Raw genomic sequence first — 26944 nt, forward strand, 5'->3', positions numbered from 1 at the left:
TTTATAATTTGAGTTTACTCGCTACAAACGGGGCTTTTTTGATATAAGTTGTATCCGTAAGCTGAGCGATCAGGAAATCAGCAAGATCTGTTGTGCTGATGAGCTCTTCCAGACAATCTTTCAAATCGACTACCAGGCCCCGTCTTTCTGTAGCTTTCTCAATCCAGGGCAATCTGACAACTGTCCAGTCTATTGAACTGTCGGTCAGGATTTCATAAGCTTTTTGTTTATCTGCCACAATCACTGGAAAAGTTGCCTTCATCCAGGCTGTACCTTCTAAATTTTTGGCGCTTTTCTGATCTCCTGGAACTTCAAGATTAGAACCTGTCAACAGGATGTACCTCCTGATTTTAAACTCTTCCATAGCTTTGATGATATTTTCAGTAGCCAGGCTTGAAATGAGTACCTCGTCTTTATTTTGTCCAATTGTACTAATGACCGCATCACAGCCTCCAATTAATTGTTTTGCGGTTGTGAGGTCTTTGATATCGCCTGCTACAAGTTCCAGGGCAGGATGTGATACGGTGTAGTCTTTTGGTTTTCTGATCAGAGATTTTACCTGATATCCATTATTTAATAATTCCTGAAGCAGGTACTGACCCGCTTTTCCTGTTGCGCCTAATAAGGCAACTTTTATAGCTTGTTTCATTGATTTCTTTATAAAATTATTGAAAATATTGTGCCTTCACCACTAGTCAGCTGACCTGATGAATACACGGATTTTGGGAATCCGCTTGAATAAGCGATATTTTATAAAGACAGTAGAATAGGTTAAATTTACATAGTTTATCAATCACTTGTACATGAAGTTTCATCATTTAGAGCCGGTTACCAAAGGCGAATTCCATTTAACTATTAATGAAGCCGGTTTTGACCGTTCTTTTTTTCAGCGTGACCGGACAGATAAATTTTTAACGATTGCATGGAATAAGGGAGTACAGCAGGTAATTACGATCGATGGGGTTAAATATGATTTCCCTGAGCAGAGTATTTTACCTTTAATGGTAAATCAGTCTTTCCAATTTGAAAAGCCTGAACAAGTAGTCGCGTGGCAGTATAACAGGGATTTCTATTGCATTGTTGATCACGATAAAGAGGTGAGCTGCGTTGGGTTCTTATTTTACGGATCGACAGGTAATCTTTTTATCAGGCTGAATGCGCAGGAGCAGAAAAAGATCACCTTGCTTTTTGAAATCTTCATTGAAGAATTTGATACTGTAGATAATATTCAGCGGGAGATGTTGCAGATGCTGCTGAAAAGATTAATCATTATCATTACCAGGCTGGCCAAAAGTCAATATCTAACGGATAAGAACCTGACAGATGATAAGCTTGATATCATCAGACGTTATAATCTACTGGTGGAAGAGCATTTTCGTTTGCAACATCAGGTTCAATTTTATGCCGAACTGCTAAGCCGTTCACCAAAGACATTAGCTAACCTTTTTGCAATTTATAATCATAAATCGCCACTGGCTGTTATTCAGGAAAGAGTGGTTTTGGAAGCAAAGAGGCTCTTGATTTACACAGATAAGTCTGCGAAAGAAATCGCTTATGAGCTGGGTTTTGATGATGCGGCCTATTTTAGTAATTTTTTTAAGAAGCATGCTTCCTTTTCTCCTTCGGATTTTAGAGCTGCTAAATTAGTTTCATAAGACTGATTATTTCAGGCATTAATTACAAATCATCGGGAAGTTTCTCTATGGCTGAGGTTCCATGGAAGGCAGATATTTGTGGTGTTCAATATTCAAGAACATTAACTGATAAACACATGAAAATATTCACAGTTCCAACCAGAGAAGAAGTAACTCCAGCTAACCAGGCTATTTTTGATAATTTAAACAAGATGGTAGGTTTTGTTCCAAATCTATATGCTGCATTTGCACATTCTGAAAATGCCTTAGGGAACTACCTGGCGCTGCAAAATGCAAAAACCTCCCTTAGAGCTAAAGAGCGTGAGGTAATCAATTTAGTAGTCAGTCAGGTTAATGATTGTCTGTATTGTCTGAGCGCACATACTGCTTTCGCAAAAATGAATGGTTTTACTGATGCTCAGATTTTAGAAATCCGTAAAGCTGAGATTACATTCGATCCAAAGCTTTCAGCTTTAGCAAATGTGGTTAAAAGCATTACAGAGAACAAAGGTCATGCAGATGCACAGCTTTTACTGGAATTCTATGCGGCAGGTTACAATGAAGGAAACCTGGTTGATATTGTAATGGTAATCGGCGACAAAGTAATTACCAATTATCTGCATGCTTTAACTGATATCCCTGTAGACTGGCCTTTAGCGCCTGCCTTATAATAAATGATTTAGCATTGATAATATTAAAATATTAATCTATTTTTATATAGAATAAAAGATTAACAATGAAGATATTATCAATGCTTTTCTACTTCTTTGCGCATCATGGAGCCTGGTCATTCTTTGTGTTACTGATTATTGGCATTATTCTTTCTTTTTGGCGCAGTAGTGTTTTTTACGTGATCCTGGGCTTTGTTTTAGCACTGGCTAATGTTTTTACTGGTCAGTTTGTCAATGCAGCTTTTCTGGCACATTATGGCGTAAGAGGATCTGCGGTTGTTACGCTGGAGCAGGAAACCAGCTCTACCCTAAATGATTCCCCGATCTGGGATTATGATGCAGTGGTCCAAACTGCCGATGGCAAAGATGTGGTAATAGATTTTTCTACCACTACCGCCTCGATCTATCCAATTCGCAATGAAATTATTATTCCACCACGGGGGGAACGTTTTATCGTTAAATATATACCCGGTTTTGAAAGGAATATTGTGATTATGAGAGATGAATCACCTTATGGCATTAAAAGGAAAATTGCCGAAAATTTACAGCCATTATACAAAGCACAAGGCGAGTACAATTCAAATACGAAGAATAAGTCTTTCCGTAAAGCATATATACAAGCCCTCAAAGATTATGTGGAGAATCCGGAAAATGCAAGAGACAGTCTTCATATTAAGACTTTCAAATCAATTATCCAGAATTTAACTAATCCTTCATCAGTAAATCAACCGTAGCATTGGCATCAGCAATCACTGCTGCCGGATAATTATTAATTTCCAGGATCCTGATTGCATTCCTTGTTTTTAAGGGGCCTTTTTTAATGGTATGGTCAAAAATCAGTTCTGCTTCTGCAATAGTTTCAGAGAAATGATAGTGTTCATATTGAGTTTTTAGCAACTCGTTAAGTTCGGTGTCATGAGTAGAAACAAAAACCTGGTTATTGCCTTTGGCCAGGTAGGAGAGGATTGCTTTTCCGGCCGAAACCCGCTCAATCGTATTGGTTCCTTTGAAAATCTCATCCAGGATGAAAAAACATGGTTCTTCGCTCACTGATTCTTCGATAAAGTTTTTGATAATCCTCATTTCTTCAAAATAATAACTCTTTTCTTCCAGTAAGCTATCCGAAATGGTAATAGAAGAGAATATTTTTGAATATGGCATACTAAATTCTTTAGCCATACAGGTAAATAAGGTTTGACCAAGAATCAAGTTTACACCAACAGACCTGATAAAAGTTGTTTTACCAGACATATTGGAACCTGTCAGCAATAAGTTTTTATACTGTAAATCAAGATCATTCGGTACACAGTTTACAACCAGCGGATGTTTGACACCTGAGATATGGATACAGTTTTCCTGGTTGAATACTGGTTTACAATATTCTCCATCCCACGAATGTCTTAGCGAAGCAATTGAAATAGCGGTATCGACTGTTCCTATGAATTTGAAAAGCCTTTTTAGCAGGTCTTTTTGTGATCTCAGGGAATCAATGATAGAGTAGAAGAGGATGATTTCTACATTGAAAGCAATCTTTAAAAGCTCGAACAGCATATAGCCAATCATCACTGTATCTGCTTCAGCCATATTATCCAGCTTTACACCAAGCATTTTCCTTTTCAGTGGAGTCAGCTCTTTAATGAGGTTGGTTACTTCCGGAAATTGTGCATTGATCTTTCCATCTGCATCTAGTTTTTTAGCGGTATCAAACGCTTTTAGAAATTCACCGAGAGAAGAGGTATGTACACTGACTTTGTTTTTATTCCAGTAATGAATTCCGGAATTGATGATGAATATTCCAAAAAAGACAAGTAGAAAACCTGGATGAAATATCGCGGCAATCAGGGAAAGTACATTCAGAACAGAAAGAATGTAAACGATAGGCATAAATGTAGGTGCCTCTATTTTTTTTGCGTAAATCAGGTCCTGGAAGTAATAAGAATCGTTTTTCTCCAGTATTTGTAAGGTGGCCTGTGTATCAAGTCTCAGTTTTTCATCATCGGTAATCAGATCTGCAAACTTATCCAGAAAGATCAGGTCTGTTTGTTCTTTATCAATTGTTCTGAGCCTGGCATATAAAAACTGCTGACCTACTCTGGATATTGTCCTGTCAATCAGTTTAAAGACGTCATTGATATATAAATCGTCGGCTATTTTATCAGAAATCAGTTGTAGTTTTTCTGAAGATTCAGTAATTGTATTTAAAAAGTAGTTTTCTATTAAATCTATATCAATGTATCTGCTGTTTTTTGCGCTTCCCCAATCTCGTTTAAGTTCTTCCCGTTGGGTCTGAACAGCAAAGTTTTTTTTATAAAGATAAACAAGAAGGTAAAGTGCTACCAGGGCAAGAATAATGTAAGCTAAAATCAGCATGAGGTGTAGGATAGTATGAAAAGATGCGAAATTTAAATAAAAATAAGAGCATTACGAACAGGTTATCCAATTTTAACACTGACTTTATATAAGGCTGGTATGTTTGTGCCAGTAAAATATTTGGTTAGTATTTTCTAGTTAAGGTTTAGTTGATAAAAGAAATACCCGGGTGGATGTCCGGGTATTTTTTTTGCCCTTTTTTCTGGTAATAAATATTTATAAATAAAAGTTGCATTAGTTAAATACTTTAATACATTTGTAGTGTATTAGATAACTAATACACTTAGACGCTACAACCATGATAGAGATTACTAACTTAACCTTTGGCTATAGTAAAAACTCATTATTGTTCAAGAACCTCAACCTGAAACTGGAAGCTGGCCATATTTATGGATTGCTTGGGAAAAATGGAGCGGGGAAATCTACATTACTGAAAAACTTAGCCGGACTCGTTTATCCTTTGGCAGGTCATTGTACATTGAACCAATACAATGCTGCTGATCGTTTACCAGCTTTTTTACAAGAGCTTTTTTTTATACCTGAAGAGCTTTTCATGCCGGCACTTACTGCTATAGAGTTCATGAAGAGTACAGCGCATTTTTATCCGAATTTTAATGCAGAGCAATTCCACAAAATGCTTAAGCAATTTGATGTGCCTGATGACAAGCAATTGCACAAGTTATCTTTTGGGCAGCAGAAAAAGATCATGATCAGTTTTGGTCTGGCAACTAATACCTCCTTGCTGATTATGGACGAACCCACCAATGGTCTGGATATCCCTTCAAAAATACAATTCAGAAAAATCATTGCTTCTGCCCTGACTGAAGAAAGATGTGTGATTATTTCTACGCACCAGGTTAGAGATCTGGATAGTTTGATTGATACTTTGGTTGTGCTGCATGAGAAAGAAATTGTACTAAATGACTCTCTGGATAACATTGCAGATAGATTGCTGTTTACCACAGCCGCTCAGGCAAATACTGAAGCCATATTATATACGGAAGAAAATTCAATTGGTGTAAATACAATCAGCACGAATACTTCACAAAAATATAGCAGAGTAGATATGGAAATGCTTTTTAATGCAATCATTTCTGGTCATCAATCAATTATTGACAGCTTAAAATAAATCAAATGAACAACATATTTAGTTTTCAGCGTTTTTTCAAGCTGCTGAGTAAACATACAAGAGAGCAGTATAAGACCTATTTAATTTCCACAGGTGTTTTAATAGGAATTTTATCCTTAATGCTGGGTTTTACAGCTTACCTGGGCGGTGGAGCCCTGGATGTAAAGGCGCAATTTGCTTATTTCTATATTTTTCTGTTTTTATCAGGTACAATTTTCACGAGTATGGTATTCACTGACCTCGGCGATAAAAAGAAATCTATCCCGGCACTGACCCTTCCGGTATCTAATTTTGAACGTTTTTTTGTTGGGTGGGTTTATTCCTATGTAATATTTCAAGTAATTTTCATTAGTTGTTATCTTTTAGTAGACTCGATTGTGATCCATCTGGGCAATGTGAACCCTAATGTGAAAAATGAATTGTTTAGTGTGATTGAGGGTAAGAATAAATTTTTGATTGCATTTATGATTTTCGGCTTGCTGCATGCAATTGCCTTCCTTGGAGCAGTATTTTTTGAGAAGCTGCATTTCATCAAAACAGCTTTTGTCATTTTTATTATGTTGGGTATCCTTCAATTAATTAATGTACCATTAATTAGCTTTTTCTTTAAAACAAACGCACGTATGCAGCCAATATTTGCTGGTGTGTCACTACAGGAAAAAGATAATTTTTATTTTATAAATCCAGTAGATCAATCTTATGCAATATTGATTACCATGTTCCTTGCGGTATCAATTATATTATGGGCGGCAGCATTTTTTAAACTGAAAGAAAAACAAGTATAGGATGGAATTTAGAGAGAACGAGGCCATATATCTGCAAATAGCAGCTTTTGTGGGAGATAATATACTTATAGAGAAGTGGATTGAAAAGATTCCATCAGTAAGGGAACTTGCAGTAGATCTTCAGGTGAACCCGAATACAGTAATGCGTGCATATGAGTTTCTTCAAGTCAAAGAAGTAATTATCAATAAGCGGGGAATTGGCCTCTTTGTGGCCAGCCAGGCAAAAGAAAAACTGAAAACCTATAGAAAAGAAAAATTCCTGGGACAGGAACTTCCTGAGTTTTTTAGAAATATCTCTCTGCTGGAGATCAGCATAGAAGAAATTAAACAACGCTATGAAGCTTTTATCCAAACTAATAATAAACCTGAATAACCATGAAGAAAAGTAACATGTTAATCATCACAGCTATCCTCATTGTAATGGGGTCTTTAGTAGCTTTTAATTATACTCTTAAAGCAGTTTATTTAACCGGAGATTATAAAAGCCGTTTTAATGGGATGGATTTCACACCTTTGAATGGAATAGAAAAACTCATTATACAGACTGAAAGATTGTCGAATGTCCATGTGGAGTATGGGGAAAAGGAAGGTATATGGGTTGACCGGGATATCAAAGAAAAAGTGAAATTCGAAACCAGTCAGCATACACTTAACTTAGGTGAATCTGATGCTAGTAAGCAAGAGAAATCCTCCTGGATCAATGGCCGTATTGTCATTATTACCAAAAATCTGAATGCTATTGCAACAGTTTCAAATTTTAAGCCTAAAAAGGGAGAACGCTACCCCTATGGTTCAAGCGAGATCAGTTTGAAAGGATATCACTTAGATCAGCTGGATTTGCAGATTGAATCTTATGTGAGTGTTTATCTGCACCGTATGGAAGTACAGACGTTAAATGCAATTGTTGGGACTAAAACAAGTGAAGGTGCAGAACTTACGCTCTCTTCAGACACCAAAATCAATAGTGCTACATTAAACGTCCCTGGAAACAGTAAATTGACTATGCTGGACCCGAAAATTGTAAAAACAAACTATTTGTTGTCGGATAGTGCGACAGTCTCGCTGAACGGAAGAGTTGTGCAAATGATTAAATAAACCTATTCTTGTCATTTCAAAATTAAGCCGCTGTCTTCTTGAACAAAGACAGTGGCTTTTTCTTTTCTCCAAACTAGGTTTTATCCTTTTAAAATCAAAATAACCATTTAATGTGCTTTTAATGAGTGTAGTTAGTCTTTTTTTATATTTAATACTACTAATTCTATGTATAATATATATCTTTGGAATAATCGACCATGAAAACGTCTTTTAAACAAAACAATCCTTAACCAAGATTTATTGACATGCAAAGTTTTAGAACGGAGCTGGAGAACCCGGTAGTAGAAAAAGATATCATAGATCTTGAACAAAAGATCCGTGCCTTCCGTGAAGGAAAAATACACGACGAAAAGTTTCGCAGTCTTCGGCTTGCGCGTGGTGTTTATGGTCAGCGGCAGCCGGGCGTACAAATGGTGCGTATTAAATTGCCATTCGGAAAAGTTACCTTTAAACAGTTATTGCGTATTGCCGATGTTTCTGATGAATACGGTAGTGGAAATCTGCATTTAACTACTAGGCAGGACATTCAGATTCATTATGTGAGTTTGGATCGAACACCAGAATTGTGGGCAGAACTGGAACGTGATGACATTACTTTACGTGAAGCCTGTGGTAATACCGTTAGAAATGTAACTTCTTCGCCTGATGCTGGGATCAACCCTGAGGAACTTTTTGATGTTTCTCCTTATGCACAGGCTGTATTTAAATATTTTTTAAGAAATCCTATCTGTCAGGAAATGGGCAGGAAGATTAAGATATCTTTTTCAGCAACAGAAAAGGATACTGCTTTCAGTTATATTCATGATTTAGGTTTTATTCCTAAACTGAATGAAAAAGGAGAGCGTGGATTTAAAGTCATGTTTGCGGGTGGTTTGGGGGCACAACCTTTTCTGGCCAGTGTAGTGCATGATTTTTTACCTGAAGATCAATTGATTCCTTACTCTGAGTCTGTTTTGAGGGTTTTTGACCGTCATGGAGAAAGAACGAACAGAAATAAAGCAAGGTTAAAATATCTGGTTCAAAAACTTGGATTGGAAGAAGTAACGCGCTTAATTGCTGAAGAAGTAATCGCCAATAAATCAAAATCTTTTCAGGTTGATCTCGGTACTGTACCTCTTCCCGCGTTGCCAGAGGCTATTGCTGCCAATGATCAGCGCCCGGCAGATGAGACCCATTATAAAAGATGGCTGGATACCAATGTATTCCCGCAAAAACAAAGTGGTTTTTATGGGGTATATATTAAAGTACCTGTAGGTGATATTAAAACTGATAAAGCACGCTTATTTGTAGCGGCTATACGTCCTTATGTAGCGGATGAAATCAGAATTACGCAGAATCAGGGTTTGTTGTTGAAATTTGTCAGAGCAGAAGCATTGATCCCATTATATACGGTATTAAATGAGCTGGACTTTGCGGTTCCTGGGTTTGATAGTGTGGGTGATATTACGACCTGCCCGGGTACAGATACTTGTAATTTAGGAATTGCAAACAGCATGTCCCTTGCGGCGGTATTGGAAGGAGTAATTCATGAAGAATATCCTGATCTGATTTACGATAAAGACATTAAGATTAAAATAAGCGGCTGTATGAATTCATGTGGTCAGCATGGTCTGGCACACATTGGATTTCATGGAAGTTCAGTCAAAGCAAACGGAAAAGTTGTGCCTGCAGTGCAGGTGATGATTGGTGGCGGAACAGTAGGTGATGGCGAAGGCCGGGTTGCCGAGCGTGTAATTAAAGCACCAACTAAACGTGCACCAGCTATTTTGCGCACAGTTTTGGACGACTACAGTGCGAATTCAGGTGAAAATGAAAGTTTCCACCAATATTATGATGCTAAAGGTAAGGATCACTTTTACCAGTTATTGAAACCACTGGCAGACCTTACTGCTTTAAAAGATGAAGAGTATGTAGACTGGGGCCACGAAGAAACTTTTGTGACTGCAATTGGCGTAGGCGAATGTGCAGGCGTAGTGATTGATTTGGTGGCTACCCTTTTACTCGAAGGAGAAGAAAAGTTGTTATGGGCATGTTCAGCTTTTGAAGGCAAGGCCTGGTCTGATGCGATTTATCATTCCTACAGTGTATTTGTGAATACTGCAAAGGCTTTATTATTAGATAAAAGTATCAGTAGTAGTACTCAAACTGGTGTGATCAGAGAGTTTGATACCAATTTTGTAGAAACGGGTGAGGTAGTTTTACCTTCAACTTTTAACGGGTTGGTATTGCAAATTAATAAAAACGAGCCGACAGAAGAGTTTGCAACAGCTTATCTGGAGCAGGCAAGACAATTTTATTCAGCAATGAGAGCGAAGAGGGAGGCGCAGGTAAATGTTAATTAATTCGGGAACAAAAAGAGAAATCAGAGAGCCAAGAATTACGCTTGTTGGCGCTGGACCGGGAGATCCGGAACTGATTACGATGAAAGGTGCAAATGCATTGAAAGATGCGGATGTGGTTTTATATGATGCATTGGTGAATGAAAAGGTATTAGAATACGCTGCTGCGGATTCTATCAAAGTATATGTAGGAAAACGTTCTGGTGAACATTCTTATTCGCAAGAAGCGATCAATAAACTGATGGTAGATTATGCGATCAATTACGGACATGTAGTTCGTTTGAAAGGCGGTGATCCATTTGTGTTTGGCCGTGGTTATGAAGAATTGAATTTTGCAGCGGGCTATAATATACCGGCGCAGATGATTCCAGGATTGTCAAGCTCTATTTCTGTACCGGGTTTGCAGCAGATTCCGGTTACACACCGCGGATTAAGTGAAAGCTTTTGGGTGGTTACAGGATCTACGGCTTCCGGAGCAATCTCCAACGACCTTTATGAGGCTGTCCGTACTAAAGCAACGGTAGTGGTATTGATGGGGTTAAACAAACTGAAAGAGATTGTAAAGTTGTATAAGCAGGAAGGAAAAGCAAATTTACCTGTTGCTGTGATTCAAAGCGGTTCTACTGAAGAAGAAAAACTGGCGATTGGTATTGTCGATACGATTGAAGAAGTTGTACTGGAAAAAGGAATCGGAGCACCAGCTATTTTAGTGTTTGGTGAAGTAGTTTCTTTACACCCTCAATTCCAGCCAATCAAAGATTTTTTTGCAGCCATTAAAGAAGAGTTATAAACTGTGGAAGAACTAAAAGGCAATCAACTATTTCCTGTTTTTTTAAAGCTCAATCAATTGCATACGGTCATTATCGGAGCAGGACCTGTGGGGCTTGAAAAGCTGAATGCCGTGCTTGGTCAGAGTGAACAGGCAAAAATTACAGTGGTTGCTGAGGAGATAACCAGGGAGGTTTATGAACTCGCTGAAAGGTTACCTCAAGTTAAACTTGTGAAGAAAAGTTATACAGCAGCCGATCTTGATCAGGCAGATATAGTGATTGCAGCCACCAACAATAATGGATTAAATGAAGTGATCATACGTGACGCCCATGCGTTGAAATTACTGGTAAATGTGGCTGATAAGCCTGATTTATGTGATTTCTACCTCGGTTCTATCGTGAAAAAAGGAGACCTGAAAATAGCAATCTCTACCAATGGCAAATCACCAACCATTGCTAAAAGATTAAAAGAATTGTTTAATGATAACCTACCGGGCGAACTGGATATTACTTTACAGCAAATGAGTTCATTACGTAATACTTTACAAGGAGATTTCAGTTCGAAAGTAAAGACGCTGAATGAGGTGAGCGCGGTACTTGTAGAATCTGCTGTTCAGAAAGCTGTGGAACCTGCTGTTCAGAAAGCGGTGGAACCTGTTGTTCAGAAATTAGTAAATCTTACCGTTCAGAAGACTTCGTATCCTAAGTTTAAATGGCTCATCTGGTTAACAATTGTTTTGTCAATTGCTGTCCTGATTGCTGTTTTCTGGCAAAGAGAGCCGGAGTTTCAGGCTTATGTAGCGGAGATTAATCCTATGTTTTACTGGTTTTTAGCAGGAGGTTTCATTTTTGCTATGGTCGATGGTGCCATAGGGATGTCTTATGGGGTTACTTCTACAGCTTTTTCATTGTCTATGGGGATTCCACCAGCCTCGGCCAGTATGGGGGTCCATCTTTCTGAAGTACTAAGTAATGGTATAGCCGGGTGGATGCATTACCGGATGGGAAATATCAATTGGAAATTGTTTAAATTATTGATTATTCCGGGTATCCTTGGTGCGGTAGCGGGTGCTTACCTGTTGTCTTCATTAGAGCATTATGGGACTTATATCAAACCATTTATCTCTTTATACACCTTGATACTTGGTGGGGTGATCCTTTCCAAAGCTTTTAATGTATCCAGAAAGAGAGTTGGCGGAAAGATTAAGAAGATTACTTTATTGGGTCTTTTCGGTGGTTTTATTGATGCTGTAGGTGGCGGTGGATGGGGTTCTATTGTTTTATCCAGCCTGATTGCTGGTGGCAGAAATGCCCGGTTCTCTCTGGGTACAGTAAAACTGACCCGTTTTTTTATCGCACTGATGAGCTCATTGACTTTTATCACGATGCTGAAGTCTGCACATTGGGAAGCGGTAGCCGGGTTGGTTATCGGCAGTGCCTTAGCTGCGCCGATAGCAGCAAAAGTTTCTAACCGTATTTCGGTCAAGAGCATTATGGTTGCTGTAGGGATTATTGTTATTGCGGTGAGTTTAAGAAGTATCATTATGTTTATTATAAAAGTTATATAAAATGAAAGCGTACCTGGAAGAAATAGCTGTGCAGATTAAAGACATGGGCCCTGTAGAAGCCTTAACTTTCCTTTCGCAGAAATTTGCGGGACAGATTACCTTTTCTACAAGTTTTGGCTGGGAAGATCAGGTCATCACAGATTTAATATTTGCTAATGACTTGCCAATAAAGGTGTTTACGCTGGAAACTGGCCGTTTATTTCCTGAAACTTATTATGTCTGGAACAGGACTTTGGAAAACTATCAAAAGCCTATTCATGCTTATCATCCGGATGAAGCGGCACTGGAAGCTATGGTTTCTAAAAAGGGGCCGAATAGTTTTTATGAATCAGTTGAAAATAGAAAAGAGTGTTGTGCTATCCGGAAGATAGTTCCCTTAAAAAGAGCACTCCAGGGGAATAAATGCTGGGTAACCGGGATCAGGGCAGAACAATCTTTAAACCGTACAGACATGTCAAATCTGGAATGGGATGAAGAAAATCAGCTGATTAAGTTTCACCCCATCTTTTATTGGAGCCTGGATGAGGTCAAAGCCTATATTAAAAAGAACAACATTGTATACAATACCCTTCATGACAAAGGATTTCCCAGCATTGGCTGTGCTCCCTGTACCAGGGCAGTTCAGGAAGGTGAAGATTTCAGAGCAGGAAGATGGTGGTGGGAAGATCAGTCAAAGAAGGAATGTGGTTTGCACGCCACAAAATAACGAGAAACACATGAGTAAATATAATTTAGATTATTTAGACGAATTAGAAGCAGAAGCAATTCATATTCTGCGTGAGGTTGCGGGGCAGTTTGAAAAGCCGGCACTGCTTTTTTCTGGCGGAAAAGATTCTATTACGCTGGTAAGACTTGCTGAAAAAGCTTTCCGTCCAGGTAAATTTCCTTTTCCGCTGGTACATATTGATACCGGGCATAATTTCCAGGAAACGATTACTTACCGGGATGAAATGGTTGAACGTTTAGGCGAAAAACTGATCGTAGGTTATGTGCAGGAGTCAATTGATAGTGGTAAAGTCATTGAGCAGAAAGGTAAAAATGCAAGCAGAAATTCTTTGCAGACTATTACTTTACTCGATACGATCGCACAGCATGGTTTTGATGCTTGTATCGGCGGTGCCAGAAGAGATGAGGAAAAAGCGAGAGCTAAAGAACGTATTTTTTCGGTAAGAGATGAATTTGGCCAATGGGATCCTAAACGCCAGCGTCCTGAGCTTTGGAATATCTATAACGGCAGAATCCATAAAGGAGAAAATGTAAGGGTATTCCCAATCAGTAATTGGACTGAGCTCGATGTTTGGAACTATATCCGCAGAGAAAAAATGAGTCTGCCATCTATTTATTTTGCACATCACAGGGATTGTATCACCAGAAACGGACAATTGATGGCTGCATCTCCTTTTCTGAATATGGATGAGGCAGATATCGTGACCCACCGCAAAGTGAGGTTCCGCACCGTAGGAGATATGAGCTGTACTGCAGCAGTAGAATCTGAAGCTGATCAGATTGATGATATTATAGATGAAATCAGCGCATCAAAAATAAGTGAACGTGGTGCCCGCCTGGACGATAAAGTGTCTGAAGCAGCCATGGAAGACCGCAAAAAAGGAGGATACTTTTAATGAATATACTTAAGTTTTTTACAGCAGGAAGTGTTGACGACGGGAAAAGTACCCTGATCGGCAGATTATTATATGATACCGGTTCTATTCTGGCAGATCAGCTGGAAGCTTTACAGCAGTCGAACCGTAAAAATGATGACGGTACAATTGATCTGGCAATTTTAACAGATGGGTTGCGCGCAGAAAGAGAACAGGGAATTACTATTGATGTGGCTTACAAGTATTTTCAGACTGAGAAAAGAAAGTTTATTATCGCAGATACGCCTGGTCATATTCAGTATACCCGCAATATGGTTACGGGTGCATCAACGGCTAATCTGGCTATCATCCTGGTAGATGCAAGAAATGGTGTGGTAGAACAGACTATCAGGCATTCTTACCTGGTTTCGTTGCTGGGGGTAAGCCATGTCGTGATTTGTATCAACAAAATGGATATGGAGGGTTACAGTGAAGAGGTATTTAATACGATCACTGAAAACTATAAAAAAATGGCTGCGAAGCTGAATTTGCAGGATATTACTTTTATCCCGGTCAGTGCTTTAAAAGGCGACAATATTGTGCATACTTCTGAGCATATGCCTTGGTATAAAGGAACTAGCTTACTGGATTTTCTGGAAACAGTAGAAGTTACGGTGAACCAGGATCTGCATTATGCAAGGATGCCGGTACAATGGGTTATCCGTCCTCAAACTGAGGCATTGCATGATTACAGAGGTTATGCCGGCCGTATTTTGAGCGGTGCTTTTAAGGTAAATGATAAAGTCACTGTTTTACCTTCGGGTAGCAGTTCTGTGATTGACAGGATTGAAATCTTCGAGCAAACCCCTCAGGAAGCTACTGCAGGACAATCTGTTACATTACACTTGAAAGATAATATTGATATCAGCAGGGGAGATGTACTCGTGAATTCAAGTTATCTGCCACAGCGTTCTCAATTGATAGAGGCAGATTTGTGCTGGATGGACAATAAGCCAATGGATGATTCTATTACTTATTTCTTACAACATAACAGTAAGCTAACCAAATGTAAGATCAGAGAAATTCTGCATAAAGTGAATATCAATACTTTGGAAAAAGAGGAAACACATGAGTTCAAATTAAATGATATAGGACGTGTGGTGATTAAAACGGCCGATGAACTGGCTTTCGATTTATATACTGAAAATAAAGCCAATGGTTCAGCAATTTTGATTGACGGACGTACGAATTTAACTGTAGGTGCACTGATGTTCAGAGCTATAGTTGAATAAAGATGAATAGCATTCAATGATATTAAAGAAGGGATAAACCAAAGTGTTTGTCCCTTTTTTGATAGAAAAGGATTTTATAGTTATATAGTGAGAAACTGGCATTATATTTAGATATTGTTACAAGAATGGATTTTAAATTATTTAAAGAGATGTTAAAAAGAATATTAGTGGCAACTTTTATCGCGGCAGTCATAGCCTGCCAGGCTACTCCAAAGCCACAAAAGGTGGTTGAGGGTATTCCAAATATTATGCCCGATGAGAAGCAAAGCTTGGTAGCGAGGCAAATTGTTGCGCTGATAGAAAACTACAATTATAAAAAGATAGTAGTCAATGATTCTATTTCTTCGATTGTACTGGATAAATATATAAAGGCATTGGATCCCTACCGCAATTATTTCCTGGCCTCTGATATCAAGGATTTTGAACAGTTCAGAACCACATTGGACGATTCTTTTAGAGATGGTGATCTGAGCGCCCCATTCTATATCTTTAATATTTATTCCAAAAGATATAATGAAACGCTGGATTATGCCTTGGCGCATATCAAAGATAAGTATGACTTTAACCAGCAGGATACCTATGTTTTTAACCGGGAGAAAATGCCTTGGGTAACTTCCATTGCAACGTTGAATGATATATGGAAGAAGAAGGTTAAATATGAGCTGGTTAATTTAAAGCTGGCGGGAACTTCGGACGTTAAAAATGCAGAAACATTAACCAAAAGATATAAAAACCTGAAGTTACAATCTTCTAAATTGAATAATCAGGATGTATTTCAGTTATTGATGGATGCTTTTACAGGTGCTATAGATCCGCATACCAATTATTTCAATCCATCGAATGCCAGCCAGTTCAATGAACAGATGTCCCGTTCTATAGAAGGGATTGGTGCTTACCTGCAGTCGGAAAACGATGTTTTGAAAATTGCAGAAGTAACGCCAGGCGGGCCGGCTTATAAAAGTAAACAACTGCATGCAGGAGACCGGATTATTGGAGTTGCACAGGCAGATGGTGAATTTGAAGATATTATTGGCTGGAGACTTGACAATGCTGTCGCAAAAATTAAGGGGCCTAAAGGAACTGTAGTCCGATTGAAAATTATCCCTGTTGGGCATGATATGTCTTCAAAACCTGTCATTATAGAGATCACCAGAGAGAAGATTGTAATGGAAGATCAGTCTGCTAAAAAAGAAGTAAAAACGATACATACTAACGGCAAACCTTACAAAATAGGAATCATTAATGTGCCTGCGTTTTATATCGACTCTAAAGCCGCAATTGCTAAAGAAGCGAACTATAAAAGTACAACACGTGATGTTAAACTATTAATTGATACGCTGAAAAATAAAGATAAAGTTGATGCAATTGTGATGGATCTTCGCGGTAATGGCGGAGGTTCTTTATTAGAAGCTATTGATCTGACTGGTTTGTTCATTGACCAGGGGCCTGTTGTTCAGGTGAAGGATCAAAAAGGAGAAGTTGAAGTGGACAGCGACGAAAATCCTGGCGTAGCCTGGAGTGGCCCATTTGGTGTTTTGGTAGACCGTACAACGGCCTCTGCTTCTGAAATTTTTGCAGGTGCAATACAAGATTATGGAAGAGGCGTAATTATCGGTACACAGACTTACGGTAAAGGGACTGTACAACAGCCAATTGATTTAAATAAACTAGTTAACCCTTCTATTTTAGAACGTTTAGCTAGCCTGGTGAAATTAGATAGTACAGGTAAGCCTGTTCAAAAAGCTGAAGTTCCTCAGTTAGGACAAATCAATTTAACCATCGCTAAGTTTTATCGTGTAAACGGTAGCAGTACACAACATAAAGGGGTGATGCCGGATATTACTTTACCTTCTTTTTATCCAATGGATAAAGTGGGTGAGGATACGGAACCTTCTGCTTTGCCTTGGGATGAGATTCAGAAATCTGATTTTGTAGCGGTAGCCAACCTGGGAACACTGAAAACAGAGCTGGCTAAATTGCATGAAACAAGAATGGAGAAGTCATTGGATTACAAGATTCTGGTTCAGGATATTGCGGATATGAAAAAGCGTAATCTGGAAACCTCAGTTACCTTGAATGAGGCGAAATTAAAAGCAGAAAGAGAAGTTCTGGAGGTTAAATCTTTAGAAAAGATCAATAAACTGAGAGCTACCAGAGGGCTGGCTCCTGTTAAAAAAGGGGACAAAATCAAGAAAAGTGAGAATTTTGATTTCTTAGAGGATGAAACTTTAAGGGTAATGGCTGATTATATTCAACTGAAGCCCACAGTTTAAGCATAAAATACTATCTTAAGAAGCCGTTTAAAATTGATTTTAAACGGCTTCTTACATTTTAACTATTACTGAACAAGAATAACCAATCACTATGGACTTATTACTAGTACTATTTGGGATAATTATCCTGCTGATCCTGATCCTTAAGAAAGTGAGCCCTATGCTTGCACTGCTGATCGTAGCGGTAGCTACGGGACTGATGTTAGGTTTGCCTGTAGAGAAGGTGATGAGTTCTGTAAGTAAAGGTATAGGCAGTACCATGGGGGATATGGTTATGGTACTTGCCTTAGGGGCAATGGTTGGTAAACTGGCCGAGGATAGTGGAGCGGCAAAGAAGATCGTCTTCGTACTGGTCCGGATTTTTGGAATTCAGAATATACAATGGGCAGTACTGCTGACGGGAATCCTGGTTGGTATTCCGTTATTTTACAATGCTGGTTTTGTAGTCTTGATTCCGTTAGTATTTACGATTGCTTCGGCTGCTAAACTTCCTAAATTATATGTTGGAATCCCAATGGCTGCTGCACTGTCAGTAACGCATGGTTTTCTTCCGCCTCATCCTGGCCCGGTTGCTTTAGCCAGTATTTTTCACGCTGATATTGGCCGTACTTTAATTTATGGTTTGATCATCAGTATTCCGGTAGCTATTATTGCCGGGATCTTTTTTCCAAGAGCAATTATCAAATTACCTAAAAGAGATAGCGCACATCAGAAACTGGATTTGCAGGGAGAAGAAAATTTACCATCTGCACTGAAAAGTTTTATCATTGCGCTTTCACCGATATTTTTTATTGTAGTAGGAACCGTTGGAGTCTTAATCACTCAAAATCCTTCGATCCAGCATGTGCTTGTTTTTATTGCAAATCCAACAGTGGCATTAACTATGGCTATTCTCATTACGATTTCTATTCAGCGTATTCCGATGCAAAAAGCAATGGATTCTTGTGTAGAAGGAGTAAAGAGCATTGCTATGATTATTCTGATTATAGCTGCGGGCGGGGCGTTTAAGCAAATCCTGGTAGACAGTGGAATTGGTGAACAAGTGAAAACATTGACTGGTGATCTGCATGTTTCTCCGCTCATTCTGGGCTGGCTGATCGCTGCATTATTACGGGTTACTTTAGGGTCTGCTACAGTAGCAGCACTAACAGCTTCGGGAATGGTTATTCCTTTTATCACCGCAGGAGCGTCACCAGAGTTAATGGTATTGGCGGTAGGCGCAGGAAGTTTAATGCTTTCTCATGTGAATGATACAGGCTTCTGGATGTTTAAAGAATATTTTAACCTGAGCTTGAAAGAAACTTTTAAAACCTGGACAGTGATGGAGAGCCTGGTCTCTGTACTGGGACTGATCGGGGTAATGCTGATGAGTCAGTTTGTATAAATTAACTGCTGTGAAGATAGCTATTGATAAGGCCTGTTTAGATGAACCGTGAACCAGTAAATCTAAACAGGCCTTTGATTTAAAATCTGGTATATACTGCCAGTTGAATTACATTGTTTATCGAATTGGTATTTACTCCTTTTACAGCCTGATTTAAATAACCTGCCTCCAGATCGAATTTCTTACTGAACCGGTAGCCCAGTGCTGCATAAGCCCGGTTCTGATCAAAGAAGTGACCACTCAATTTATCTTTATGCTGAACATTGAAGAAAAGTTCGTTTTGCAATGCTGCAAAAAGTCCCTTTTCAAACTGCTGTGCTTCTTTCTTTAATGGAATAAGGAAGCGGACAAAGTATCTTAAACGCTGTGCAAATACGTCCTGATCACGCACTTTCTCTACAAACCGCTGCTCTAACCTGAACCGGTGGCTCACGTTCACTGTACTGATCTTGTGCTTGTGGATATACTGCTGCCAGATGCGGTGCTCCACAAGTTTATGTTCGCCAAGATCATCGACCTGATTGTGGGTTTCACTTAAGAGGTAACCCAGTGTCACCTCATTTTGAGGATTGATAAAATAAGTTATCCCCGGTCTGAAAAGGAAGTTCTTTACGTTTTTCCAATCGTCTGCAGATCTGACCTGAACATCCAGGTGAGTCCCCCATTTTTCATTAATTTTAGTATTATTAAGCAGAAATAACCAGCCACTATTCTGAGAATTGGTCTGGGCAATGACGGTGGTGCCCAAAAAGCACAGGGCTGTCAGCAAGAAAATGTAAATACGGATCATCTGATTTTATTTGTGTGTCTCGCTAAAATAATAACAATATTGATAACACCCCATAAAAAAACGGGATTAAGCTTAATACTTAATCCCGTTCAGTTGAAATTTCTTTCTATTTTGTAGTCAGACCACGGTTTTTCTCCATAGGACCGATTTTTGGATCATGTCCTCTGAATTCGCGGAACAACTTTCCATAATCTTCTGTATTTCCTTTGGATAAGATCATATCGCGGAAACGCTGACCATTTACCCTGTTTAAGCCTCCATTTTCTTCAAACCATGAATAAGCATCGTCATCCAGCATTTCGGTCCATAGGTAGGCATAATAACCTGCACCATAACCTCCGCCCCAGATATGAGAGAAATAACTGGTGCGGTAACGTGGTGGAACTTCAGTAAGGTCAAGTTTCAATTGATGTAAAGAAGCCTTTTCAAATTCGTCCGTGTTTTGCAGTGCTGCGCTGGCCGGGATTTTATGCCATGCCAGGTCTAAAGAAGCTGCAGCAAGGATCTCGGTCAGGTTATATCCCTGGTTAAAAGTGGCTGCTTTTTTGATTTTATCCACTAAAACCTGTGGCATCAGCTCACCTGTTTTATAGTGAACAGCGTAGTTTTTAAATACTTGCGGATTTAATGCCCAATGCTCATTGAATTGAGAAGGGAACTCTACAAAGTCACGCGCTACATTAGTACCTGATATAGCTGGATATTGCTGATTTGCAAATAAACCATGCAAACCGTGTCCAAATTCGTGGAACATCGTCGTTACATCACTGAAGCTGATCAAAGCAGGTTGTCCTTCGGCAGGTTTGGTGAAATTACATACATTGTAAATTACTGGCTTAGTACCCAATAATTTAGACTGTCCAACAAAATTAGACATCCATGCACCTCCTGATTTATTATCACGTTTGAAATAATCACAATAGAAAAGACCGATTGTAGTTTTATCCTTGTCAAATACTTCAAATACTCTGACATCTTTCTGGTAAACCGGAAGGTCATGACGTTCTGTGAAAGTGATTCCGTACAATAAATTTGCAGCGTAGAAAACACCCTTCTCTAATACCTTGTTCAATTCAAAGTATGGTTTAACCTGGTTTTCATCCAGATCATATTTTTGCTTTCTGACTTTCTCCGCGTAATAATCCCAATCCCATGGCTGGATTTTAAAACCTCCTTTTTCCAGGTCTGCCTGCGCTTGAATGTCGGCGGCTTCAGCTTTGGCTTTAGCAGTTGCAGCAGGAACTAACTGCGCGAAAAATGCATCAACGGCTGCTGGCGTTTTAGCCATCTGGTCCTGCAGTTTCCAGCTTGCATAATCAGGGAATCCCAACAGTTTAGCTTTGTCGGCCCTTATTTTTGCAATACGTACAATCGTGCTGCGTGTATCATTGGCATCTTGTTTTTCTGTACGGTTCCAGGAAGCCTTAAATATCTTTTCGCGTGTTGTGCGATTGGTTAGAGACCGCAAAATAGGCTGCTGTGTTGTATTTTGCAGTGAAATTAACCATTTGCCTGGCTGTTTATTTGCTTTTGCATCTTGTGCTGCTGCATCCAGCTCTCCTTGTGAAAGTCCGGCCAATTCTGCTTTGTCTGAAAATAAAACTGCCCCTGCTTTGTTAGCTGCCAATAACAGGTTAGAGAATTTTGTACTTAAAGAAGCTTCTTCTTCGTTCAGTTTTTTAAGTTTTGTTTTATCCGCATCAGATAATTTAGCGCCTGCTAACTCAAATTGCTGTTCGTAAAATTCGGCCAGGCGTTTAGACTCCGGGTCAAGTTTCAATTGTTCGCGTTTCTCGTAAATTGCCTGTACACGTTTGAATAATTTGGAGTTTAAATAGATGGCATCCTGGTGTGCTGCTTGTTTAGGCGCGATATCCTCTTGTACTTTTTGTAGTTTAGGATTCGTATTTCCACTGGTTAAGGCACTAAATACATTATTTGTCCGGGTTAACATTTGTCCGCTCTTTTCCATTGCAACCAGCGTGTTTTCAAAAGTTGGAGCATCTGGGTTGTCTGCAATTTTCTGCATTTCTTCTAACTGGATTTTCATTCCCTGCTCTAAAGCAGGTTGAAAATCATCATCCTTGATCTGATCAAATGCTGGTGTCTGATAAGCAAGTTTACTCGCTTCAGTAAAAGGGTTAGCAGAAGAACTTGTTTGCTCGCTGCCGGATTTCTCCTTATTATTTCCGCAGGATGCGGTCACTGCAATGACGGCCAAAAGTGGCATGATGAATATTTTATTCATTTTCTATGATAATGGTTTAGCCGAATTTACATAAAATACTATAAGATGCTGATTCAGGAACTGGTAATAATCTGGTTACGGCAAGCAGACTGGTAGCTCATTTCAATATTTGCGCATCACAGATAGCAGGTGTTCAATGTCAAAAGGTTTGCAGATATAGTCATCAAAACCATAAATGGCGTACTGTTTCCGGATGTTATAATTACAGCTCAATGCGAGGATTGGAAGACAGGGGAAGTCCTTTTTGATAGCTGCACATAAACAGGTGCATTCTTCGCCAGAGAGCCTGAAATCGAGCAAAATCAGTTCGGGATTAAAGCTGTTGATTTTCGAAGCCACATCTTTATAATGGGGCACGGCAAGCACTTCAAAACTGGCATCTTCCAGCAGGAAGGTCAGTATGTTGAGCAGGTCAAGGTCGGTATCCTGTACAATCACTTTCTTCATCGCGACTCATTTTTATCAGAATCAAAAAATGAGTTTGAGAGCACTTGTTGATTTAAATTAAAGATAATGTTTTTTATGAATAAAAGGATAATAGAATTTTTCGCGTATATTTTAGCCTCATTTAACGAAAAACCGATATAATATGCCTGAATTACCAGATTTAGAAATTTTCAGCCGCAATCTTGAACAAAAACTAAGTGGCAAACTGCTGAAAGAAGTTATTGTGACAAATGGTAAGAAACTGAATGTTTCTGCGAAAGAACTAAAGTCTGCTATTGAAGATCAGAAACTTAGCGAGGTATCCCGTGCCGGAAAAGAATTGTATTTTGGATTTGAAAATAAGGCGATATTGAGTATACATATGATGCTGAAAGGCGAACTTCATTTGTCTAAACAAGAAACGGTTCCAAAACATGCTATTATTGAACTGCTTTTTAAAGACGGTACTCAATTTTGTCTGACTGATTTCCAGGGAATGGCGAAGGCTACTTTAAATCCGGCTGCTGATGAAACTCCGGATGCTTTAGCACCAGAAGTAGATGCCGGTTTCTTTAAAAAAGTCTTTGCTGTGAAAAAAGCAGCCGTTAAAAATGTATTGCTGGATCAGCACATTATCCGCGGAATTGGCAATGCTTATGCGGACGAGATTTTATGGGAAGCTGGGATTTCACCTTTTTCTCCAGCGCATAAGATTCCTGATGAAAAGCTGAAAGATCTATCCAAAGCGGTGAGACATGTACTGGAAAATGCAGTGAAACAGATTTCAAAAACCCATCCAGACATTATCAGTGGTGAAGTGAGAGATTTCCTGAAAATCCATACCACAAAGAAGATGCATAGTCCATCGGGCATGCCTATTCTGATTGTAAAAGCAGGAGCAAGGAAGACCTATTATACCGAGGAGCAAGAGGTTTTTAATTAATTTGACCGGTCTGAGCAGTTCATTCACCGTTAAAATTTGATTAAAACGAGACTGCTGATAAATTATTCCTCCAAAAATTTATAACTTCATCAGCTCAATAAACCAATGGCTATTGATTGGGGTTGAAGGAATAAATTTTAAAAATGAAAGAACAAATCAGTACTGATCAAAAGAGTCCTCCGGGAATATTCAGCCTGTTAAAACCCTATAGGGCAATGGTCATCATGCTCATTCTATTTGCTTTGTTCAGCAATGGATTGAATTTATGGCTTCCCCGGATGATTGGTCATGGAATCGATGCTTATAATAGTGGAAATTTCTCCTATAAAGCCATTATCATAGAATTTACGGTAGTCGCGCTGATTATTTTTGTATTCAGCTACCTGCAGGGAATTGTACAGACTTTCGCTTCGGAGCGTGTAGCACGCGATCTGAGAACCAGGATTACCAGGAAAATCTCAGAGCAGAGTTTTGTATTTATTGAGAAAACCAATCCTTCGAAATTATTGACTAACCTGACTTCAGATGTGGATTCAGTGAAGTTGTTTATTTCTCAGGCTATTGTTTCTATAGTCTCTTCTATCTTTATTATTATCGGTGCTACTATTTTGCTGTTAAGTATTAACTGGAGACTGGGTTTAACCACAATCTGTATTATTCCTATTATTGGTGGTGCATATTATATTGTATTAGGTAAGGTAAAAGTACTATTTAAGAAGAGCAGAGAAGTTATTGACTGGTTAAACAAAGTCATTAATGAGAGTATTCTTGGCGCTGCACTGATCCGTGTCATCAATTCTCAGCAGCTGGAATATGAGAAGTTTTTTAATGCCAGTACACAGGCAAAGAATATTGGTATTTCTATTTTGCGGTTATTCGCGTGGCTGATTCCGATCATTGTTTTTACAGCAAACATGGCTGGATTAACTATTCTTGCGCTGGGTGGGCATTATGTGATTAAGGGAAGTATGACCATCGGGGATTTTGCTGCTTTCAACAGTTATCTTGCTTTATTGATCTTCCCGATCCTGGTAATTGGCTTTATGAGCAACGTTATTGCGCAGGCTACAGCATCTTTTGGAAGAATCAGTCAAGTGCTGAATGCAGAAGATCCTGCAGAAACAGGTACGTTAAAAACGAGTCTGACCGGAGCAATTGATGTACAAGCTGTAAGCATTATGTATGGGGAAAAATGTTCACTGAAGGACATTTCTTTTAAAGTGGAACCGGGTTCAAAGATTGCGATTATCGGGCCTACTGCTGCGGGGAAATCTCAATTGCTTTACCTGCTGACAGGGCTTATTCATGCGAGTTCAGGAAAAGTATTGTATGACGGTAAACCTATTGAAGGATATCAGTCTGAAGCTTTTCATGCCCAGGTGGGATTTGTATTTCAGGATAGTATTATGTTTAACATGAGTATCCGTGAAAATATTGCTTTTAGTGATCTGGTTACTGATGCGTCTCTGGAAAAATCTATAGCAACTGCAGAGTTGAAAGACTTTATAGATGCCATGCCCGAAGGTTTGAATACTAAAGTGTCGGAGCGGGGATTGAGTCTTTCAGGCGGGCAGAAACAGCGGATCATGTTAGCCCGGGCACTAGCTTTAAATCCGAAAATATTATTGCTTGATGATTTTACGGCAAGGGTTGATCCGCAGACGGAGCAAAAAATACTGGCCAATATTACTGCAAATTATCCAGGGCTTACTTTGATTTCGGTAACGCAGAAAATTGCAGCCGTGCAGCATTATGAGAAGATTATTCTGCTGATGCAGGGCGAACTGCTGGCTGAAGGAACGCATGAGGAGCTGATGCAAAAAAGCCCGGAATATATACAGATTCTTAATTCTCAACAAAGTACTTCCAACTATGAACTATAATTTGAACAGCCTGCCAGATGGGGCAGCAAAAAGTTCTACCTGGTCGGGGGTAAAAAGCTTGTTAAAGCTGGTAGAGCAAGAGAGAAAGACATTGATCATTGCATTAGGCGCGGTGCTGCTGAATGCTTCTTTGAACTTATTAGGCCCTTTTTTAATCGGGCATACCATTGATAAATATATCCTGACTAAACAGTATCATGGTGTACTGGTGTTCTCGGGCATCCTGCTAGCAATGTACATTACTGCTTTTGTGAGCAGTTATTTTCAGACGAAGTTAATGGGAGGATTAGGGCAACGTATTATCTTTGAACTTCGGAATGCTATCTTTAATAAAATCCAGCAGCTCCCGCTTGCTTTTTTTAATGAAAATAAAGCAGGTGATTTGATTTCCAGGGTCAATAATGATACGGATAAACTGAGCCAGTTCTTCTCACAAGCATTAATGCAGTTTATCAGTAATATTGTGATCATGATTGGAGCGGGAATTTTCCTGCTGATCATTAATATCGAATTGGGACTGGCGGCCTTGGTGCCGGCTGCTTTTATTTTGATTTTCACCAAATTAATCTCTCCATGGATTAAGAAAAAAAACGCATTAAACCTGAAAAGTACGGGTGCGATGAGTGCCGAAATTCAGGAGAGTCTGAATAATTTTAAGGTGATCATCGCCTTTAACAGACGGGATTATTTTAGAAAGCGGTTTGATCTGGCTAACCAGAAAAATTATAAAACTGCAATTGGTGCGGGGCTGGCTAATAATATTTTTCTCCCCGTATTTGGATTGTTTTCATCAATTGCACAATTGACGGTATTGTCTTTTGGTATTTACCTGATTACACAAGGGAATTTTACGATAGGTTTATTGGTGAGTTACCTGTCTTATGCAACTAACTTTTACAATCCGTTGCGTCAGCTGGCGGCTTTATGGACGAGTTTCCAGTTAGCTTTAGCGGGCTGGGACAGGATCAGTCAGATTTTATCGCTCAACAATAACCTGGTGACCATTTCATATGATGATACAGAGAACCCGACAAATGCAGTTCTTGAATTCAGAAACGTGCACTTTGGTTACCCTGGTGGTTATGAGATTTTACACAATATAAGCTTTGCAATGGAGCGCGGTAAAACCTATGCCTTAGTAGGGCCAACAGGTGGTGGTAAAACCACAACGGCGTCATTAATGGCCCGATTGTATGATCCATTGGAAGGTACAATCCTGTTAGGTGGAAAAGATATCCGTACTTACAGCGCAGAAGAGCGTGCGGAAAAAATTGGTTTTATCTTGCAGGAGCCTTTCTTGTTTACAGGAACGGTACGTGAAAATATTCTCTATAGCAATCCACGTTATCATAAATTCAGCAATGAACAGTTTTTGAATGTACTGAAAGAGGCGAAATTAGAAGGGTTACTGGCTACCTTTGATGAGGGGCTGGATACGGCAATCCTATCGGGTGGGAATAGTCTGAGTATCGGACAAAAGCAACTGATTGCTTTTATGCGGGCAGTTTTACGTAAACCTGAATTGTTGATTCTGGATGAGGCTACTGCTAATATTGATACGATAACTGAACAGTTGCTTGGGCAGATTTTAGCTAACTTGCCAAAAGAAACTACTTTAGTAGTGATTGCACACCGGTTAAATACAATTGAAAATGCAGATGAGATCTTTTTCATCAATTCGGGAGAAGTTACCAGGGCCGGTTCTTTTAAAGAAGCTGTAGACAGATTGATGCACGGGAAAAGATTGAGTTAATTCCCTTATTA

23 protein-coding genes are annotated in these 26944 nt (G+C 39.2%); 18 read left to right on the plus strand and 5 right to left on the minus strand.

Going from position 1 to position 26944, the window contains the following annotated elements:
• Position 1 precedes the first annotated feature (1 nt).
• Positions 2-649, minus strand: coding sequence for an NAD(P)-dependent oxidoreductase (locus tag ABIB30_RS11270; protein ID WP_354302042.1), 648 nt, complete (start codon positions 647-649; stop codon positions 2-4).
• Between the two features lie 154 nt (positions 650-803).
• On the opposite strand from ABIB30_RS11270, the gene ABIB30_RS11275 reads away from it, so the two are divergent.
• The 3 genes from ABIB30_RS11275 to ABIB30_RS11285 all read left to right on the plus strand — a co-directional run bounded on the left by ABIB30_RS11275 (position 804) and on the right by ABIB30_RS11285 (position 3039).
• Complete coding sequence (locus ABIB30_RS11275) at positions 804-1655, plus strand: helix-turn-helix domain-containing protein (RefSeq protein ID WP_354302044.1); 852 nt, start codon at positions 804-806, stop codon at positions 1653-1655.
• Between the two features lie 116 nt (positions 1656-1771).
• Positions 1772-2305, plus strand: coding sequence for a carboxymuconolactone decarboxylase family protein (locus ABIB30_RS11280; protein WP_354302046.1), 534 nt, complete (start codon positions 1772-1774; stop codon positions 2303-2305).
• A 65-nt stretch (positions 2306-2370) separates the two neighbouring features.
• Entirely contained in the window at positions 2371-3039 is a 669-nt protein-coding gene (locus tag ABIB30_RS11285) for a hypothetical protein (RefSeq protein ID WP_354302048.1), read from the plus strand.
• Here the strand turns inward: ABIB30_RS11285 and ABIB30_RS11290 are convergent.
• Positions 3011-4675, minus strand: a complete 1665-nt coding sequence (locus ABIB30_RS11290; protein WP_354302050.1) for a MutS-related protein — start codon at positions 4673-4675, stop codon at positions 3011-3013. The genes ABIB30_RS11285 and ABIB30_RS11290 overlap by 29 nt on opposite strands.
• Before the next feature lie 298 nt (positions 4676-4973).
• On the opposite strand from ABIB30_RS11290, the gene ABIB30_RS11295 reads away from it, so the two are divergent.
• From ABIB30_RS11295 to ABIB30_RS11350, 12 genes are all read left to right on the plus strand, one after another.
• Positions 4974-5804 (plus strand): ABC transporter ATP-binding protein, encoded by an 831-nt coding sequence (locus ABIB30_RS11295; RefSeq protein WP_354302052.1) that lies wholly within the window; start codon positions 4974-4976, stop codon positions 5802-5804.
• A 5-nt stretch (positions 5805-5809) separates the two neighbouring features.
• A complete protein-coding gene (locus ABIB30_RS11300; protein ID WP_354302054.1) occupies positions 5810-6589 on the plus strand; it encodes a hypothetical protein in 780 nt (259 codons plus the stop codon).
• Position 6590: 1 nt separating this feature from the next.
• On the plus strand, positions 6591-6962 hold the full coding sequence (locus ABIB30_RS11305) for a GntR family transcriptional regulator (protein ID WP_354302056.1): 372 nt from the start codon (positions 6591-6593) through the stop codon (positions 6960-6962).
• Positions 6963-6964: 2 nt separating this feature from the next.
• The gene (locus ABIB30_RS11310; RefSeq protein WP_354302058.1) at positions 6965-7684 is read left to right on the plus strand and encodes a hypothetical protein; all 720 of its coding nucleotides are present in this window, start codon (positions 6965-6967) and stop codon (positions 7682-7684) included.
• Positions 7685-7929: 245 nt separating this feature from the next.
• Entirely contained in the window at positions 7930-10026 is a 2097-nt protein-coding gene (locus ABIB30_RS11315; RefSeq protein ID WP_354302060.1) for a ferredoxin-like domain-containing protein, read from the plus strand.
• The gene (cobA, locus tag ABIB30_RS11320; protein ID WP_354302062.1) at positions 10016-10813 is read left to right on the plus strand and encodes a uroporphyrinogen-III C-methyltransferase; all 798 of its coding nucleotides are present in this window, start codon (positions 10016-10018) and stop codon (positions 10811-10813) included. The genes ABIB30_RS11315 and cobA overlap by 11 nt, the downstream gene beginning before the upstream one ends.
• A 3-nt stretch (positions 10814-10816) precedes the next feature.
• On the plus strand, positions 10817-12361 hold the full coding sequence (locus tag ABIB30_RS11325; RefSeq protein WP_354302064.1) for a TSUP family transporter: 1545 nt from the start codon (positions 10817-10819) through the stop codon (positions 12359-12361).
• 1 nt (position 12362) lies between these two features.
• Positions 12363-13067, plus strand: a complete 705-nt coding sequence (locus tag ABIB30_RS11330) for a phosphoadenylyl-sulfate reductase (protein WP_354302066.1) — start codon at positions 12363-12365, stop codon at positions 13065-13067.
• A 10-nt stretch (positions 13068-13077) separates the two neighbouring features.
• Entirely contained in the window at positions 13078-13983 is a 906-nt protein-coding gene (gene cysD, locus ABIB30_RS11335; RefSeq protein WP_068401224.1) for a sulfate adenylyltransferase subunit CysD, read from the plus strand.
• Positions 13983-15233 carry a sulfate adenylyltransferase subunit 1 gene (locus ABIB30_RS11340; RefSeq protein WP_354302068.1) on the plus strand — a complete coding sequence of 417 codons (1251 nt, stop codon included), beginning with the start codon at positions 13983-13985 and terminating at the stop codon, positions 15231-15233. Before cysD ends, ABIB30_RS11340 begins: the two co-directional genes overlap by 1 nt.
• Positions 15234-15382: 149 nt before the next feature.
• Positions 15383-17506 (plus strand): carboxy terminal-processing peptidase, encoded by a 2124-nt coding sequence (locus ABIB30_RS11345; protein WP_354302070.1) that lies wholly within the window; start codon positions 15383-15385, stop codon positions 17504-17506.
• A gap of 91 nt (positions 17507-17597) precedes the next feature.
• Positions 17598-18890, plus strand: coding sequence for a gluconate:H+ symporter (locus ABIB30_RS11350; RefSeq protein ID WP_354302072.1), 1293 nt, complete (start codon positions 17598-17600; stop codon positions 18888-18890).
• A gap of 79 nt (positions 18891-18969) precedes the next feature.
• Here ABIB30_RS11350 and ABIB30_RS11355 read toward each other — a convergent pair whose 3' ends face one another.
• The 3 genes from ABIB30_RS11355 to ABIB30_RS11365 all read right to left on the minus strand — a co-directional run bounded on the left by ABIB30_RS11355 (position 18970) and on the right by ABIB30_RS11365 (position 22375).
• A complete protein-coding gene (locus ABIB30_RS11355) occupies positions 18970-19680 on the minus strand; it encodes a DUF2490 domain-containing protein (protein ID WP_354302074.1) in 711 nt (236 codons plus the stop codon).
• A 106-nt stretch (positions 19681-19786) separates the two neighbouring features.
• The gene (gene dcp, locus ABIB30_RS11360) at positions 19787-21928 is read right to left on the minus strand and encodes a peptidyl-dipeptidase Dcp (protein WP_354302076.1); all 2142 of its coding nucleotides are present in this window, start codon (positions 21926-21928) and stop codon (positions 19787-19789) included.
• A gap of 102 nt (positions 21929-22030) precedes the next feature.
• Positions 22031-22375: a response regulator gene (locus tag ABIB30_RS11365; RefSeq protein ID WP_354302078.1), complete on the minus strand. Its 345-nt coding sequence runs from the start codon at positions 22373-22375 to the stop codon at positions 22031-22033.
• 142 nt (positions 22376-22517) lie between these two features.
• Here ABIB30_RS11365 and ABIB30_RS11370 point away from each other — a divergent pair, with 142 nt between their 5' ends.
• From ABIB30_RS11370 to ABIB30_RS11380, 3 genes are all read left to right on the plus strand, one after another.
• Positions 22518-23297 (plus strand): DNA-formamidopyrimidine glycosylase family protein, encoded by a 780-nt coding sequence (locus tag ABIB30_RS11370; protein WP_354302080.1) that lies wholly within the window; start codon positions 22518-22520, stop codon positions 23295-23297.
• 143 nt (positions 23298-23440) lie between these two features.
• Positions 23441-25180: an ABC transporter ATP-binding protein gene (locus ABIB30_RS11375; protein ID WP_354302082.1), complete on the plus strand. Its 1740-nt coding sequence runs from the start codon at positions 23441-23443 to the stop codon at positions 25178-25180.
• A complete protein-coding gene (locus ABIB30_RS11380; protein ID WP_354302084.1) occupies positions 25170-26933 on the plus strand; it encodes an ABC transporter ATP-binding protein in 1764 nt (587 codons plus the stop codon). Before ABIB30_RS11375 ends, ABIB30_RS11380 begins: the two co-directional genes overlap by 11 nt.
• Positions 26934-26944 lie beyond the last annotated feature (11 nt).

The organism is Pedobacter sp. UYP1, assembly GCF_040547305.1.
In the GTDB taxonomy this organism is placed as follows: Bacteria; Bacteroidota; Bacteroidia; order Sphingobacteriales; family Sphingobacteriaceae; genus Pedobacter.

Excerpts from the sequence above, each read along its gene's own strand:
- ABIB30_RS11350 (WP_354302072.1), top strand. The coding sequence starts at position 17,598 with ATGGACTTATTACTAGTACTATTTGGGATAATTATCCTGCTGATCCTG.
- ABIB30_RS11270 (WP_354302042.1), bottom strand. The coding sequence starts at position 649 with ATGAAACAAGCTATAAAAGTTGCCTTATTAGGCGCAACAGGAAAAGCG.
- ABIB30_RS11290 (WP_354302050.1), bottom strand. The coding sequence starts at position 4,675 with ATGCTGATTTTAGCTTACATTATTCTTGCCCTGGTAGCACTTTACCTT.
- ABIB30_RS11375 (WP_354302082.1), top strand. The coding sequence starts at position 23,441 with ATGAAAGAACAAATCAGTACTGATCAAAAGAGTCCTCCGGGAATATTC.
- ABIB30_RS11315 (WP_354302060.1), top strand. The coding sequence starts at position 7,930 with ATGCAAAGTTTTAGAACGGAGCTGGAGAACCCGGTAGTAGAAAAAGAT.
- ABIB30_RS11295 (WP_354302052.1), top strand. The coding sequence starts at position 4,974 with ATGATAGAGATTACTAACTTAACCTTTGGCTATAGTAAAAACTCATTA.
- cobA (WP_354302062.1), top strand. The coding sequence starts at position 10,016 with ATGTTAATTAATTCGGGAACAAAAAGAGAAATCAGAGAGCCAAGAATT.
- ABIB30_RS11365 (WP_354302078.1), bottom strand. The coding sequence starts at position 22,375 with ATGAAGAAAGTGATTGTACAGGATACCGACCTTGACCTGCTCAACATA.
- ABIB30_RS11370 (WP_354302080.1), top strand. The coding sequence starts at position 22,518 with ATGCCTGAATTACCAGATTTAGAAATTTTCAGCCGCAATCTTGAACAA.
- ABIB30_RS11355 (WP_354302074.1), bottom strand. The coding sequence starts at position 19,680 with ATGATCCGTATTTACATTTTCTTGCTGACAGCCCTGTGCTTTTTGGGC.
- ABIB30_RS11280 (WP_354302046.1), top strand. The coding sequence starts at position 1,772 with ATGAAAATATTCACAGTTCCAACCAGAGAAGAAGTAACTCCAGCTAAC.
- ABIB30_RS11310 (WP_354302058.1), top strand. The coding sequence starts at position 6,965 with ATGAAGAAAAGTAACATGTTAATCATCACAGCTATCCTCATTGTAATG.
- ABIB30_RS11380 (WP_354302084.1), top strand. The coding sequence starts at position 25,170 with ATGAACTATAATTTGAACAGCCTGCCAGATGGGGCAGCAAAAAGTTCT.
- ABIB30_RS11305 (WP_354302056.1), top strand. The coding sequence starts at position 6,591 with ATGGAATTTAGAGAGAACGAGGCCATATATCTGCAAATAGCAGCTTTT.
- ABIB30_RS11340 (WP_354302068.1), top strand. The coding sequence starts at position 13,983 with ATGAATATACTTAAGTTTTTTACAGCAGGAAGTGTTGACGACGGGAAA.
- dcp (WP_354302076.1), bottom strand. The coding sequence starts at position 21,928 with ATGAATAAAATATTCATCATGCCACTTTTGGCCGTCATTGCAGTGACC.
- ABIB30_RS11275 (WP_354302044.1), top strand. The coding sequence starts at position 804 with ATGAAGTTTCATCATTTAGAGCCGGTTACCAAAGGCGAATTCCATTTA.
- ABIB30_RS11345 (WP_354302070.1), top strand. The coding sequence starts at position 15,383 with ATGTTAAAAAGAATATTAGTGGCAACTTTTATCGCGGCAGTCATAGCC.
- ABIB30_RS11285 (WP_354302048.1), top strand. The coding sequence starts at position 2,371 with ATGAAGATATTATCAATGCTTTTCTACTTCTTTGCGCATCATGGAGCC.
- cysD (WP_068401224.1), top strand. The coding sequence starts at position 13,078 with ATGAGTAAATATAATTTAGATTATTTAGACGAATTAGAAGCAGAAGCA.
- ABIB30_RS11330 (WP_354302066.1), top strand. The coding sequence starts at position 12,363 with ATGAAAGCGTACCTGGAAGAAATAGCTGTGCAGATTAAAGACATGGGC.
- ABIB30_RS11300 (WP_354302054.1), top strand. The coding sequence starts at position 5,810 with ATGAACAACATATTTAGTTTTCAGCGTTTTTTCAAGCTGCTGAGTAAA.